Genomic DNA, 14,138 nt, shown 5'->3' with positions numbered 1-14,138 from the left:
ATGAACAAGCAATTTTTAACTTTCACCGTAGCGGGAGCAATATTTATGGTTTCACCTACCCGATCGCCAGAAACAGTTCTACAACCTTCTGAAACAATGACACGCCAAGAGCGGGGCGAAAAAGTTCTGAATAGTTTGTCAGGTGGAAAAGGTTTGCCACCGCATTTTGTTCAGCTTCAAAAAGATTTCCCAGAACTTGCTGACATGACGCTCAAATACTCCCTAGGCGATATCTGGGCTCGTGAGGTGCTAGATAATAAAACCCGCCAGCTTATATCACTTGCAGGGTTTGCGGCACAAGGCACAATGCCGCAATTCAAAGTTCACGCTCAATATGCCTTGAATTACGGTGCTACGCCGGAAGAACTGATGGAAGTTATTTATATTACCACAGTGACTTCCGGCTTTCCCCGCGCCTTGATTGCAGCAGGAACTCTCAAAGAGTTGTTTCAGGAAAATAATATCAAGTTCCCAGTAACATCACAAAAATAGGAGATATCAATGTCAAACTTAAATGGAAAGGTTATTATCATCACTGGAGCGAGTAGCGGAATTGGTGAAGCCACTGCTAAATTGCTTGCTAAAAACGGCGCGCGAGTGGTTTTGGGTGCACGTCGCACCGATCGCCTAGAAGCGATCGCCAAGGACATTCGTGCGGAGGGTGGAACAGTCGAATACCAGGCTCTCGATGTCACGCAACGCAGTCAAATGGAGGATCTCGTTCAATTTGCCCAGAGCAAGTTCGATCGGGTAGATGTCCTGATTAACAATGCTGGCATCATGCCTCTATCCGCACTCGAACAACTGAAAGTTGAGGAATGGGATAAAATGATTGATGTCAATATCAAAGGTGTTTTGTACGGCATCGCGGCAGCACTTCCTGTCATGAAAGCACAAAAATCTGGTCAGATTATTAATCTTTCCTCGATCGGCGGACACGCGGTTTCTCCTACTGCTGCTGTTTACTGTGCTACTAAATTCGCCGTTAGAGCCATCTCAGAAGGCTTGAGACAAGAAATTGGAGGCGACATTCGGGTGACGGTGATTTCTCCTGGAGTAACGGAGTCTGAGTTAGCCGAGAGCATCACTGATGAAACTGCAAGATCGGGAATGCAAGAATTCCGCAAAATAGCTATTCCTGCTGCTGCGATCGCGCGATCGATTGTATTTGCGATCGAACAACCTGACGATGTTGATGTTAGCGAAATTATTGTCCGACCAACAGCCAGCCCTTACTAAGTAGGTCAATTTAATTAAATCTAAAAGGCGAGGGTTATTAGATACCCAACTTCTTTTAAAAGTCGGGTATCTGGGTATTCTGAGTTTTTATGAGGACTTAGTTAGCTTACCAATTCCCCTTGCCAATTCCCAATTTCGCCTTACACACTTCAAAACTATTTCCCGTATCTTTGCCGTAAAATAAATTCCGCTAGTGCTAAATCAACGGGCGTTGTGACTTTCAAATTCGTCTCTTCTCCCTCCACAATTTGCACTGGTAAACCGCATTTTTCAAACAAAGCCGCATCGTCGGTAACTTCCCAACCTTTGTGTCGCCCTTCTTCGTGACACTGCTTTAACAATTTCACTTCAAATCCTTGGGGAGTCTGGGCTGCCCACAAATTGCTTCTGTCTGGGGTGTCTCGCACGATCCGACGCTTATCTACGACCTTAATCGTATCCTTGACCGGGACGGCGACAATCAAGCCCGGACAGGTCAAGAGGGCCTCTGCAGATCGATCGAACAATTCAGCAGTTGCCAAACACCTCGCGCCGTCGTGAATCAACACTCGATCGGCATTGGGGGGCAAAGCCTGCAAACCGTTGTAAACTGACTCTTGCCTGGTGGCGCCTCCTTGAATCAGTTCCACGGGCTTAACCAAAGATAAATCGCTCAGAATTGCTTTAAAATCAGGAAAATCGTCTGGCTGGCCCATGATGCCAATCCAGCTAATGTGCTGCGAAGCTTCAGCCGCAGCCAAAGTCCAACTCAGCAAAGGTTTAGAGAGCAAAGTCAGCAGCAGTTTGTTCCGCTGACTGCCCATCCGTCGCCCCGAACCCGCTGCAGGAATTAATAAGTGCATTTACTAACCGTTTTTAACCCAACTAGATATATATAATAAGAGCGTCCTGTACTTTTGAGTCAGTTGTTTAGCTGTCAGCCAGTAGCTTTTAAGGTCTAGAAATACTATAAGCTGATAGTTGAGAGCCGATCTCTGAGAGCTACCTCGATCAATAATAGCCCGATCGTTTATGATGCGAATACTAGCACTTGTCCCTGGCGGGATTGGCGACCAAATTTTATTTTTCCCCACTCTTGATGACCTCAAGCAGTCCTATCCCGACGCGCAAATTGATGTCATCGTGGAACCGAGGGCAAAGGGTGCTTACCGAGTCTGCAAATCCGTCAAAGAAGTCTTGACGTACAATTTCAAAGACCGCAACGCTATGGCAGATTTGGGCAATTTACTGGGCGTAATTCGCGATCGCGAATACGAAGCAGTTATTTCCCTAGGCCAGCGGTGGACTGTAGGGCTGCTGCTGTGGCTGACCGGCATTCCGCAGAGAGTTGGCTATTCGGGAACCAACGGTGCTCGATTTCTCACCGCTGCAGTACCGCTGAAAACTGAACAGTACGCCGCTTCAATGTACCATGATTTGCTGCAAGGATTTAACATTACAAATCCTTGTCCGGCGATCGCAATTAATGTACCAAAACAGGACATTCAGTGGGCGGAAGCCGAACAGCAGCGGTTGGGCGTAAAAGAAAGCGGCTACATTTTGATTCACGGCGGTTCCAGTCAATTAGCTGTGTCTAAAGGTATTGACAAAATTTACCCTACAGACAACTGGAAGCAAATAATTGAAGATTGTCAGCAGCGGCAGCCGAATTTGCCCGTTGTTGTTGTGAAAGGCCCAGAAGATGCAGACTTCGTGACAAAGTTAGTCGAGTTATGTCCGAATGTAAAAGTTATCTCGCCGGATGATGTCGGCAAGTTGGCGGCGACAATTGCTGCTGCTAATTTGATGATATGTACTGACAGTGCGCCGATGCACTTAGCTGTGGCGGTTCAAACTTATACAATAGCTTTGTTTGGCCCGACTGAACCGGCGAAATTGTTGCCAAAGAGCGATCGATTTTTGGGCATTAAATCTCCTACTGGCAAAATGGCAGACATCTCTCCTCAAGATGTTTTGAAGAAGGTTTGGGGCGGCTAATAACTAGGATATCTAAGTCAGGACACGGCACTGCCGTGTCCCTACAATTTAGCTGCTTTCCAGGCCCGGGGGACGAGGAAAGAAGTGGGGGATTTAAAACTCGATGTTAGTCTTCCAAATCATCCATCATCTGCTGCAATTCCTTCTTCTTTTGCTTGGCAAACTCAATGCTGCCCAAACTTGTCAACAATCCGCCCGAAGCAGTGAGAGTAGCCTCTGAGATTTTCTCACAAAATAGAAGTCCGATCCCTCCGAAAGTAACCATTGCCGATGCGGCGGTAACAAAAAGGGCCAGATTGTAGCTTTGGCGAACTTGCCGCAATGATTCTCGCAGCATTTCTTTCTTAATTTCGCTATAATCTTCATCAGGTTGCGAGTTGCCGAATAAGTTAAAATTCATAACTGTTTTCTCTCCAAAATAGTGATAATTTTTTGTTTCTACAATTACTCTACCGAAGCAAACAGCGAGACTCAAGGGCAGATAGGGCGAGTTTTAATTTGCGATATGCCCTCATTTTTGGGGCAGATAGGGCAGGAGATTACAAACTATCTGCCCTAGACAGAGAGAAGTATTTAAATATAGAATGTGAGTGCGATCAGAGTTACGGATGAATAATCATGAAATCTCGCTCCCGCTAGCCCCCATGCTATTTCATTTCCCCGAAATCCGCCAGGGAATGAATTCCCTGGCTAATAGCAGAAGTCGCTTAAAACCGACTAAAATACTAATTTTCAGTCCTCTTAAGAGGACTTTCGCTATGAGACAGGGAATTCATTCCCCGTCGGACTGTCGGACTCTCCCAAAATCCGCCAGGGAATGAATTCCCTGGCTAATAGCAGAAGTCGGTTAAAACCGACTAAAATACTAATTTTCAGTCCTCTTAAGAGGACTTTCGCTATGAGACAGGGAATTCATTCCCTGTCGGACTGTCGGATGATGGAATTAACTGAAAAACCAATAACAATAGCTAACAAATTACTATGCGCGACTCCGATAAAGTTCAATCGAGTGCAAAGGGAAAAGAGTATCTCCGAGAACAAATTAAAGAAAAAGATTTTACTCAAGAAAAATTTGCCCAACTCGCCAAAGTTTCCACCGACACGATTAAGCGCTTACTCGGTACAAAAGACTGCCCCAATGGCGTAGAAAGATGGTCAGTTACCAACATCGCTAAAGCATTAGGAATAGAACCCACAGATATTGTTGACCCAAAAGATTGGAATGCCGACAATTCGCTGCCACCAGAGTTTCAATCACTTATAGCAGAAAAAATTAAAACCTTTTGCGGCCGCCGATTTGTTTTTGATAATTTTCAGCAATTTGTCAGCGAAAATCCTCACGGTTATTTTACAATCATCGGGGATGCGGGAATGGGCAAAAGTTCGATCGTTGCCAAATACGTCTCCGAACATAAATCTCCCTGCTATTTCAATATTCTCGTCGAACGCCGCAACAGACCAGAATTGTTTTTGAAGAGCATTCGCCAGCAATTAATTGACCGCTATCAATTGCCAAATTCAGAAAATGCCGATTTACCAACTTTACTGGCAAAGGTGGCGGGAAAACTCACTTTGGGCGAACGTTTGGTAATTGCGATAGATGCACTGGATGAAGTCGAACAAGAAGCGGGAGAAAATCTTTTACATTTACCGACTACTCTGCCAGATCGGGTTTATTTCTTGCTGACGAGGCGACCCTATAACCTCGGAAAAAAGCGGCTTTCCGTATCTCCTGGAGTTTTGGTAACCGAGTTAGATTTAAGAGATGAAAAGTATGCTAATTATAATCAAGATGATATCAAAGAATATATTAGATTTGTTATAAATACCGATTCTGAGTATAATAATGGGCTGAGGAACTGGATTCAAAGTCGCAGCATTGCCGATACAGCTTTTGTCGAACAATTGGCAGACAAGAGCGAAAACAATTTTATGTATTTGCGCTATGTTTTGCCAGCAATTGTTAAGGGCGATTACAATGACTTAAGTTTAAAGCAATTGCCAGACGGGCTGCAAGAGTATTATCAAAACCACTGGGTGCGGATGGGGCTGGAAGCTAATCCCGGGCAATTGATGGAGATTGTCTTGTATATTTTGTTAGAGATTGGCATACCGATTCCCTTCTATATAATTACTGAAATTATCAAGGTCGAAGATGAATGCGAGCTGAAAAAATTTTTAGAAGATGAGTGGGTTGAGTATTTGAAAAAGCAGAATGTAGACGGAAAAATCTGCTACAGCATCTATCATGCGAGTTTCCTTGACTTTCTGAAAGCCCAACGAGAGATGGATTCAAAGCGTAAAATTTTTCAGGAAGTATATCAACGGATTGCTGAGAATTTAGAAAAAGGGATGGCGTGAGATGGGAGAATTTGCTGAGAAGTTAGAGGCCAAACCACTTTTCTTTCAACGTGCTTATCTGGGCAGCTTACTGCCAAATTATATCAAGTCTGGAAAATTAGGAAAATATTATGAAAAGCTGACAGATTTTAACTTCCTGATGGCAAAAATTCAGCATCCTGAGTTTGGAGTGCAGGCACTGATTGATGATTTCCATTTAGTTGACGATTCAGAAGCATTAAGTAACCCAGAGTACAACCCAGAAAAAGCAAAAGCTCTGAACTTGATTCGATCGGTATTGTGGAGATCATCGGATATTTTAGAGCGAGACAAAACGCAACTAGCAGAGCAATTGTGGGGGCGATTGGTACACTTTAAAAAACCACAAATTTATACAATACTGGAGAAAGTAAAGCAACAGAAAATAGGATTTTGGTTGCGTCCTTTGACACCTTGTTTAACTCCCCCTAGCAGGGAAGTAATCCGTACCCTCAAAGGTCACAGACACTGGGTAAATGCAGTAGCCGTCACTGGTGATGGCAAGCAGGCGATTTCTGGTTCCAGAGACAACACCATTAAAATCTGGGATTTAACAACTGGAGAGGAACTGCTTACTCTTACTGGTCACAGAAAAGTGGTAAATGCAGTAGCCGTCATTACTGATGCTAAGCGGGCGATTTCTGGTTCAAGAGACAACACTATTAAAGTCTGGGATTTAACAACTGGAAAGGAACAGTTTACTCTTACTGGTCACAGCAAATCGGTAAATGCAGTAGCCGTCACCGCTGATGGCAAGCGAGCGATTTCTGGTTCCGATGATAAAACTCTCAAAGTCTGGGATTTACAAACAGGAGAAGGATTTTTTACTCTTACTGGTCACAGCAAATTGATAAATGCAATAGCCGTTACTGCGGATGGTAAGCAGGTGGTTTCTGGTTCGAGAGACAAAACCCTCAAAGTTTGGGATTTAACAACTGGAGAGGAACTGCTTACTCTTACTGGTCACAGTGACTGGATAAATGCAGTAGCAGTCACTGCTGATGGTAAGTGGGCGATTTCTGGTTCGAGAGACAAAACCCTCAAAGTCTGGGATTTAACAACTCGAAAGGAACTGTTTACTCTTACTGGTCACAGCAAATCGGTAACAGCAGTAGCCGTTACTGCTGATGGCAAGTGGGCGATTTCTGGTTCGAGAGACAACACCCTCAAAGTCTGGGATTTAACAACTCGAAAGGAACTGTTTACTCTTACTGGTCACAGGCAATCGGTAAAATCAATAGCCGTCACTACTGATGGCAAGCGGGCGATTTCTGGTTCAGATGACAAAACCCTCAAGGTATGGGATTTAACAACAGGAGAGGAACAGTTTACTCTTACGGATCACAGCTACTCGGTAACAGCAGTAGCCGTTACTGCTGATGGCAAGCGGGCGGTTTCTGGTTCGAGAGACAAAACCCTCAAAGTCTGGGATATAACCACTGGAAAGGAACAGTTTACTCTTACGGGTCACAGATACCCGGTAACAGCAGTAGCCGTCACTGCTGATGGCAAGCGGGCGATTTCTGATTCGTCGCGCAACCCCTGTGTTGGTGAAAAGCTGAATCTTTCTGATATAAACAGCACCATTAAAGTATGGGATTTAACAACTAAAAAGGAAATGTTTACTCGCGAAGATAGCCGATTCTTGGAAAATGCACTAGCATTTACTGCTGATGGCAAGCGGGTGCTTTCTCGTTATTTCAAAAGCATCAGAGTCTGGGATTTAACAACTGGAGAGAACCTGTTGATTCTTGCTAATGAGAGTTCCTTGGTAACACCAGTAGCTGTCACTGCTGATGGAAAGTGGGCGATTTCTGGTTCGTGGAACTACATCACAGTCTGGGATTTAAAAACTGGAGAGAAACTGTTTATTCTTGCTGGTCACAGCGACTGTGTAAACGCAGTCGCTGTCACTGCTGATGGCAAGCACGCAATTTCTGCTTCGAGAGACAACACCCTTAAAATCTGGGATTTAACGACTCGAAAGGAACTGTTTACTCTTACCGAACACAGCAAATCGGTAAATGTAGTAGCCGTCACTACTGATGGCAAGCGAGCGATTTCTGGTTCAGATGACAACACCATCAAACTATGGGATTTATCGACTGGAAATCTCATTGCTAGTTTCACCCTTGAAAATCCGATCGCCTCTTGCGCGATCGCCCCCGATGGAGTCACAATTGTCGCAGGCGACGAATCCGGCCGCGTATATTTCCTGCGCCTAGAAGGGATGGAGGAACTAACATGAATTCCTCACCTCTGTCAACTCCCATCTATACCGCTGCTTACCCAAAAGAATTTCAGCAACTCCTGCGAGAAAAAACTGAGAATTTTGCAGGCCGCAAGTTTGTTTTTTCTGCGATATCCGACTTTCTGAACTCCCACAGCCGCGGTTATTTCACAATTGTCGGCACTCCCGGCTGCGGCAAAAGTTCCATCCTCGCCCAATATGTCAGGGCCCATCCTCGCAGTATCTATTACAACGCTGCAGTTGAAGGCAAAAATCGAGCTGAAGATTTTCTCGCTTCTGTCTGCACTCAACTGATTGACAAATACCTTGCCGCCAATGGGGAAACATCGGAAATTCTCAAGCTCAAATCTCAACTTCAAAATCTCGAATCCCATGATGGGAGTTGGTTTCTGTCTTTGTTGCTTCAGCAAATTAGCGATAAATTAAACGATCGACAAAAGTTGATAATAGTCATTGATTCCGTAGACGCGATCGCCCGCACCAGTCAGCCTCCCAGCACAAATCTGTTTTATCTGCCGAGATATTTGGGCGATCGTACTTATTTTATCCTCGCCCGCCGCCCGTTTTTGAGAGAGAAATCCGGTTTGTTAATTGAAACTCCCTCCCAAACTCTCGATTTAAGAGATTATCCCGCCCAAAATCGCGAAGATGCCCTGAACTACATTCAGCAATACCTATCAACCGCACCGGATTTAACTCAACCCGAATTCTGCCAACAACTCGCCACTGTCAGCGAAAACAATTTCATGTATCTGAGTCAGATGTTAAGGGCGATCGCCGAGAATTCACGCCCCGATGCTAATCTGGGAGAGTCCTCACTTCTCTCTGAACTTCCTCCCGGTTTAGCAGCGTATTATCAAAACCACTGGCTGCGGATGACAGGTGATGGCTTATCGGCGATCGACTTGTCTGCGATCAATGTTTTGGTAAAATCCCCAACAGGTTTGTCTGTAAGTGCGATCGCCAATATAATTGATCGGGATGAATACGATGTTGAAAAAGTGTTAGACAATTGGATCGAGTTCTTAAATAAACAAGAAATTGGAGGAGAAATTTGCTATAGTTTGTATCATAATAGTTTCCGCGAATGGCTAGGCAAACAATCTATTTTAGAATGATGATGAGGACACGGCGCCGTGTCCATTGGAGTCAACAAACACGTTAAACCGATAGTCCGACAGGGGTTGAAACCCCTGCCTCAAAGCTGAACTCCTCTAAAAGAGGACTAATGAATGAGTCAGTCCTCTTTTAGAGGACTTTCGCTATTAGACAGGGAATTCATTCCCTGGCGGACTGGCGGGTAGGCGGGAGGACTAGCCGACGAAAAGCTTAAGTAATATCAATTCCGATGCCACCGAGTTTTATATTATATCAAAAACAATACAACAATGAAACGAGCAGTATTTCTTGACAGAGATGGCGTCCTCAATATCGAAGCTGGTTACATTCACAAAGTAGAAGATTTGCATTTAATCCCCGGAGTCGCCCAAGCTGTACGCCGTTTAAATGACCAACAAATATTTTGCTGTCTGGTTTCCAATCAATCCGGCCCAGCGAGGAATTATTATCCGGTTAGCCACGTAGAAGCTTTGCACAAACGCCTTTGTCAGCTATTAGAAAATGAAGCAGGAGCCAAGTTAAATGCTCTTTATTACTGTCCTTATTTAAGCGCAGCAGAAGGCGGAACCAACCCAGAATTTACGCGCTATACAACCTGGCGAAAACCCAATACGGGGATGTTGGTAGCGGCCGCTTGGGAACAGGATTTAGATTTGCGAAATAGTTTTATGGTGGGGGATAAAGCGACTGATGTTGATATGGCTCACAATGCCGGCTGTACTGGTATTTTGGTGCAGACTGGTTACGGGGAAAGCGTGTTGAGTGGGGAGTATCAGCACCATACTAAACCGGATTTTATTGCAGCAAATTTAGCGGTGGCGGTGGAGTGGATTTTGCAACAGTTTGATTAGTGTTTGTAGGGGCATTTAAGTTTTTTGCCGTTGAGTCGAACAGGAAAGTGCTACGTAAGGAAGGGCGACGGTGAAGGTTGTACCAACGCCGATTTTGCTTTCGCAGGCGATCGCCCCTCCTTGCAATTCCACAGCTTTTTTAACAATTGTTAATCCCAAACCATTACCTTTAATTTTCCCACTATTCTTGCAGCGGTAGAACATTTCAAATATTTTCCCTACTTCGGTTTCTGGGATGCCGATACCTTGGTCTCGGATACGTATAATTAGTGAGGGAGAGTTAATTTTTGTAAATTGGGAATTGGGAAACAAACACTGAGGAGACAAGCAGAAAATAGCTTCTTTGTCTCCTTCGCTTGCTGGACGGCATTCCAATTCCAAGGTGACTTGCCCGCCGTTGGGAGAATATTTGATGGCATTGACGATTAAGTTAGAAATAATGCCGTGCAGCAATTGTTGATCTAATATTGCACTGGTAACATCTGACGGGATTAATGTTAGTTTGTGCTTGGCTTCATTTCCTAACTGCAATTGAGCGAGCAAGTCTTGACAAAATTCGACTAAATTTATCGGTAATGGATTGCATTTGAGTTGGCCTGCTTCTGCTCGACCCATAAACAGCATATCATCGATTAGCTGGTTCATCTTTTGGGTAGCTGAGTGCACCAGCCGCAGGGTTCTAACTTGGGATTCGTCACTGCTGCGAGTTCGATCGAGAAGTTCCGCAGAGATTAAAATCGCGTTGAGGGGATTCCGCAATTCGTGAGCGGCCATTGAAATATACTGGTTTTGGCGGTGCGATTTTTCTTCCACCGACTCTCTGACTGCTTCCGCGGCTTTGAGAGATTCTCGCATCTTGGTTTCGATTTCGTGTCTGTGCAGGGCAATCTCGATCGCCACCCGCAAATCATTTTGTTGAAATGGTTTGATAATATAACCGAATGGATCTGTAAGTTTCGCTCTTTGCAGCGTTTGATCGTCGGCATAAGCTGTTAAAAATATTGTCGGCACATTCCTATTAGTTCGGATTTTCTCGGCTGCTGTTACCCCGTCCATGTCACCTTTAAGCACGATATCCATCAACACTAAGTCGGGCGGGTTTTCGATCGCTTTTTTAATTGCTTCTTCTCCTGAAGAAACTGTAGCTGTTACTACATATCCCAGTTTTTTTAATCGACCTGCTATGTCTTGGGCTACAATAACTTCGTCTTCTACAACCAAAATTTGTATAGGGTTCATTTTTCGTTAAATACGCTGCCGATAATTTAACTCTTGGAAAATCAGACTGTAGCAGGTTCCACGCTGACTGTCAATGGCAATACTCGCCTCTAATTGGTAAGCCAACATTTTTACTAATCGCAATCCTAATGTTTCAGTATTTTCCAAGTCAAAATTCGCCGAAAATCCGCGACCGTTATCTTGAATAGTTAAATGAAATTGGGAATTATTTATTTCATGAAAATTGATATATATTTCACCAGCAAGACTTGAGATAAAGGCATATTTTAAAGAGTTAGAAACCAGTTCGTTAATAATTAAACCGCACGGAATTGCTGTTTCTATGTTTAAATAAATGGGGTCAACTTTGAGATTAAATTTGATTGAAGTGTTGCCGCAACCAAAAGATTGATACAAATTAGCAACCAAGTTTTCGACGTAGGGGGAGAGGGCGATCCGATCGAGATGTTCGGATTGATAAAGTTGCTCGTGAATCAGAGCCATTGAATGGATGCGGGTCTGGCTTTCTTCAAATAAAGTTAGCGTCGCTTCGTCTTCAATGTATTGAGCTTGAAGTTGCAGCAAGCTGGAAATTACCTGCATATTATTTTTGACTCGGTGGTGAATTTCTTTGAGCAATACTTCTTTTTCGCGGAGTGCTGCTTGGATGCGGGCATCGGTCAATTTGCGATCGCTGATATCTTCGCAAATACCGGCGATGCGGTAAATTTTACCCGATTCGTCGTAAATGGGAAAAGCTCGATCGCACACCCAGCGAATTGTGCCCTCTGGCAAAAAAATCCGATATTCGGTATTGGTGGACTCGCCCTGCAACACTCGCCCCATTGCCTCTTCCAACAGGATTTTATCTTCTGGATGCACCCACTCCATCATTTTTAATGGATCAGCATACAATTCTTCGCGACTGCGCCCCCAGATTTGTTCGTAAGCTGGACTCAGATACAATAAATCGGTGAATTCTGCAGACATTAGCCAGACGGAATCTTGGATATTTTCTGCTAGCTGGCGGAAGCGTTCTTCACTTTCACGAATGGTTTTTTCTGCCTGTTTGCTTTCACTTATATCTTCTGCAATGCCAACGATGCGGTAAACTTGACCAGCTTGATTTCTAATCGGAAAAGCCCGAGCGCGAATCCAGCGAATTTGGCCGTCAGGTCTGAAAATTCGATATTCGATATCCTTTTCAGACTCCATTTGTTTCGTGAAGGTAGCAATAACGCGGTCGCGATCTTCTGGATGGAAAGACTCTGTAAAAAAGCGCCCGTAAGCATACAAATCAGCACAGCTTCTGCCCCATATTTTTGCATAAGCCGGACTAATATAAATAATTTCCTGGGGTTGAACGTTTACCATCCAAAACACGCTTTCAATGTTTTCTGCTAGCTGTCGGAACCTTTCTTCGCTCTCTTTCAGTGCTGCTTCGGTTTTTTTGCGATCGCTAATATCTTCTGTCACTACTACATTGTAAATTGCCCCACTCAGCGGTTCTTTGATTAGCGATACTGTAATATTTACCCAAACTACAGTGCCGTCTTTGTGCAGCAAGCGTTTTTCCATTTTAAAACTGTCAATTTTTCCGGCAAATAATTTCTTGTTTTGTTCTAAATCTGCATCTATATCTTCTGGGTAAGTAACGTCCATCCAAGTTCGCGACAGCAGTTCGCTCGCACTATATCCCACTATCTCGCAGAATTTTTGATTGACTCGCAAATAGCGGCCTGTTGCGTCAGGGTGCGTAATACCGACTGCCGCTTGTTCGACGGTGGCCCGAAAGCGTTCTTCGCTATCTCTGAGGGTTGCTTCTGCTTTTTTGCGATCGCTAATATCGCGCTGCACGCCAAAATAGCCCACGATTCTGCCGTGGGAATCGTAAATGCAAATATAGTCGCCTTCCACCCAAATTAGAGCCCCGTCAAACTTGCGATTGTCATTTTCGATGTGGATTCTGCCCGCATCAAAAAATTCCCTGATTATCTCTCTGCCACCAGTCAAGTTGTGCGATAACAAAGAGTAAAGCGTGCGACCAATAAACTCTTCCCTAGTACCCCCGTATTGAGCTATCAAAGCATCATTTGCCTTCGTTACCCGCCCGTTAGTAAATACATAATCCAAAACTTTTTCTTTGTCAACTGTATCGTCCCAGTGCACTGGTTCGTCCAGCATCATAAATAAAAAACCATCTAAAGATTGAGAGAAAAACAATTCTAGCTGTTCCTGGCTTTCTCGCAAAGCTTCTTCTGCCTGCCAGCGATAGATAATTTCTTCCCGCAATTGAGTGTTAGCTGTTTTTAAGTCTTCTGTGCGCTTTTGATATTTAATTTTTAGCTGATTTTTGATTTCTTGCAGCGCTATTTCTGCCTGTTTTTTTTCGGTGATATCATGAGTAACTACCATGCCGGCAAAAATTTCTTCTCGGTCGTTTTTGACGGGAACAGTTGTTGTTAAATAAACGCGATCGCCGTATTTATATTCAAAAGTATTCTCTTTTCCTGCCAAAGCAGCGCGATATGTAGTCTCAAAAAGTTGCCAATCTTCAGGTGGCGATGCTTCCCACAATGTTTTGCCTTCCAACAGTTCTTTGGACAAACCAACTACTGCCAAACCTTGGCCGTCAACCAGAGTATAGCGCAAATCGCGATCGAACAAAAACACCGACCCATTGGGATAATGTTTGATGAGAGTTCGGTACATTTCCTGGCTTTTTTCCAGAGATGTGATTAACCCAATGCGATCGTCCTCGATGATATCAAATTCTGTTGCCGAACCCGAAAAGCCAGCATTCTCGACTGCTTTGAGTTGTGCTTCTAATTTCTGGCACAATTCTCTCTGCTGCTGCAAATCCTCTTCTAGTTGTAGAATTTTTGCTTTTTGCTCTGCTACTAATGCTTCGCAGGTTTCCAGAGGTCGATCGATCTTGGTAGGATCAATACACATAATTGCTCTAGGTTTAGCAGTTGCGGACTTGAGCTTTTTCAAGTTAATACTAACTCACATTTTGCACCATTGTCAGCAACAGGCTTTCCGGCCTGTTTCACAAGAAAATTTATCTTTTGTGGAACAGGCCGGAAAGCCTGTTCATAAAA

11 protein-coding genes are annotated in these 14,138 nt (G+C 44.1%); 7 read left to right on the top strand and 4 right to left on the bottom strand.

Annotated features, from left to right (window positions below):
- Together QUB39_RS19825 and QUB39_RS19820 are read left to right on the top strand one after the other, a co-directional pair.
- On the top strand, nt 1-492 hold the full coding sequence (locus tag QUB39_RS19825) for a carboxymuconolactone decarboxylase family protein (protein ID WP_333056926.1): 492 nt from the start codon (nt 1-3) through the stop codon (nt 490-492).
- A 9-nt stretch (nt 493-501) separates the two neighbouring features.
- Complete coding sequence (locus QUB39_RS19820; protein ID WP_333056927.1) at nt 502-1,239, top strand: SDR family oxidoreductase; 738 nt, start codon at nt 502-504, stop codon at nt 1,237-1,239.
- 155 nt (nt 1,240-1,394) lie between these two features.
- Here the strand turns inward: QUB39_RS19820 and ispD are convergent, their stop codons facing one another.
- Nucleotides 1,395-2,081: a 2-C-methyl-D-erythritol 4-phosphate cytidylyltransferase gene (gene ispD, locus QUB39_RS19815; RefSeq protein WP_333211517.1), complete on the bottom strand. Its 687-nt coding sequence runs from the start codon at nt 2,079-2,081 to the stop codon at nt 1,395-1,397.
- Between the two features lie 172 nt (nt 2,082-2,253).
- On the opposite strand from ispD, the gene QUB39_RS19810 reads away from it, so the two are divergent.
- Nucleotides 2,254-3,216: a glycosyltransferase family 9 protein gene (locus QUB39_RS19810; protein WP_333056982.1), complete on the top strand. Its 963-nt coding sequence runs from the start codon at nt 2,254-2,256 to the stop codon at nt 3,214-3,216.
- Between the two features lie 106 nt (nt 3,217-3,322).
- Here QUB39_RS19810 and QUB39_RS19805 read toward each other — a convergent pair whose 3' ends face one another.
- Complete coding sequence (locus QUB39_RS19805) at nt 3,323-3,616, bottom strand: TRADD-N-associated membrane domain-containing protein (protein ID WP_333142214.1); 294 nt, start codon at nt 3,614-3,616, stop codon at nt 3,323-3,325.
- A gap of 581 nt (nt 3,617-4,197) precedes the next feature.
- On the opposite strand from QUB39_RS19805, the gene QUB39_RS19800 reads away from it, so the two are divergent.
- From QUB39_RS19800 to QUB39_RS19785, 4 genes are all read left to right on the top strand, one after another.
- Nucleotides 4,198-5,577 carry an AAA family ATPase gene (locus QUB39_RS19800; RefSeq protein ID WP_333262538.1) on the top strand — a complete coding sequence of 460 codons (1,380 nt, stop codon included), beginning with the start codon at nt 4,198-4,200 and terminating at the stop codon, nt 5,575-5,577.
- 1 nt (nt 5,578) lies between these two features.
- On the top strand, nt 5,579-7,843 hold the full coding sequence (locus QUB39_RS19795; RefSeq protein WP_333262536.1) for a WD40 repeat domain-containing protein: 2,265 nt from the start codon (nt 5,579-5,581) through the stop codon (nt 7,841-7,843).
- A complete protein-coding gene (locus tag QUB39_RS19790; RefSeq protein WP_333233400.1) occupies nt 7,840-8,964 on the top strand; it encodes an ATP-binding protein in 1,125 nt (374 codons plus the stop codon). The genes QUB39_RS19795 and QUB39_RS19790 overlap by 4 nt, the downstream gene beginning before the upstream one ends.
- A gap of 270 nt (nt 8,965-9,234) precedes the next feature.
- The gene (locus QUB39_RS19785; protein WP_333056940.1) at nt 9,235-9,816 is read left to right on the top strand and encodes an HAD family hydrolase; all 582 of its coding nucleotides are present in this window, start codon (nt 9,235-9,237) and stop codon (nt 9,814-9,816) included.
- A 15-nt stretch (nt 9,817-9,831) separates the two neighbouring features.
- Here QUB39_RS19785 and QUB39_RS19780 read toward each other — a convergent pair whose 3' ends face one another.
- Both QUB39_RS19780 and QUB39_RS19775 read right to left on the bottom strand, forming a co-directional pair.
- Nucleotides 9,832-11,055, bottom strand: coding sequence for an ATP-binding protein (locus QUB39_RS19780; RefSeq protein WP_333056942.1), 1,224 nt, complete (start codon nt 11,053-11,055; stop codon nt 9,832-9,834).
- 6 nt (nt 11,056-11,061) lie between these two features.
- Nucleotides 11,062-13,989: a PAS domain S-box protein gene (locus QUB39_RS19775; protein WP_333211527.1), complete on the bottom strand. Its 2,928-nt coding sequence runs from the start codon at nt 13,987-13,989 to the stop codon at nt 11,062-11,064.
- Between the last annotated feature and the right edge of the window lie 149 nt (nt 13,990-14,138).

It is taken from the genome of Microcoleus sp. AT8-B5, from assembly GCF_036705565.1.
Taxonomy (GTDB): domain Bacteria; phylum Cyanobacteriota; class Cyanobacteriia; order Cyanobacteriales; family Microcoleaceae; genus Microcoleus.
Note: the sequence above shows the minus strand (reverse complement) of the source record. Positions and strands in the feature narration are given on the sequence as shown.

Bases quoted from the DNA above. Each gene is read 5' to 3' on its own strand.
- QUB39_RS19825 (WP_333056926.1), top strand. From the start codon at position 1: ATGAACAAGCAATTTTTAACTTTCACCGTAGCGGGAGCAATATTTATG.
- QUB39_RS19820 (WP_333056927.1), top strand. From the start codon at position 502: ATGTCAAACTTAAATGGAAAGGTTATTATCATCACTGGAGCGAGTAGC.
- ispD (WP_333211517.1), bottom strand. From the start codon at position 2,081: ATGCACTTATTAATTCCTGCAGCGGGTTCGGGGCGACGGATGGGCAGT.
- QUB39_RS19810 (WP_333056982.1), top strand. From the start codon at position 2,254: ATGCGAATACTAGCACTTGTCCCTGGCGGGATTGGCGACCAAATTTTA.
- QUB39_RS19805 (WP_333142214.1), bottom strand. From the start codon at position 3,616: ATGAATTTTAACTTATTCGGCAACTCGCAACCTGATGAAGATTATAGC.
- QUB39_RS19800 (WP_333262538.1), top strand. From the start codon at position 4,198: ATGCGCGACTCCGATAAAGTTCAATCGAGTGCAAAGGGAAAAGAGTAT.
- QUB39_RS19795 (WP_333262536.1), top strand. From the start codon at position 5,579: ATGGGAGAATTTGCTGAGAAGTTAGAGGCCAAACCACTTTTCTTTCAA.
- QUB39_RS19790 (WP_333233400.1), top strand. From the start codon at position 7,840: ATGAATTCCTCACCTCTGTCAACTCCCATCTATACCGCTGCTTACCCA.
- QUB39_RS19785 (WP_333056940.1), top strand. From the start codon at position 9,235: ATGAAACGAGCAGTATTTCTTGACAGAGATGGCGTCCTCAATATCGAA.
- QUB39_RS19780 (WP_333056942.1), bottom strand. From the start codon at position 11,055: ATGAACCCTATACAAATTTTGGTTGTAGAAGACGAAGTTATTGTAGCC.
- QUB39_RS19775 (WP_333211527.1), bottom strand. From the start codon at position 13,989: ATGTGTATTGATCCTACCAAGATCGATCGACCTCTGGAAACCTGCGAA.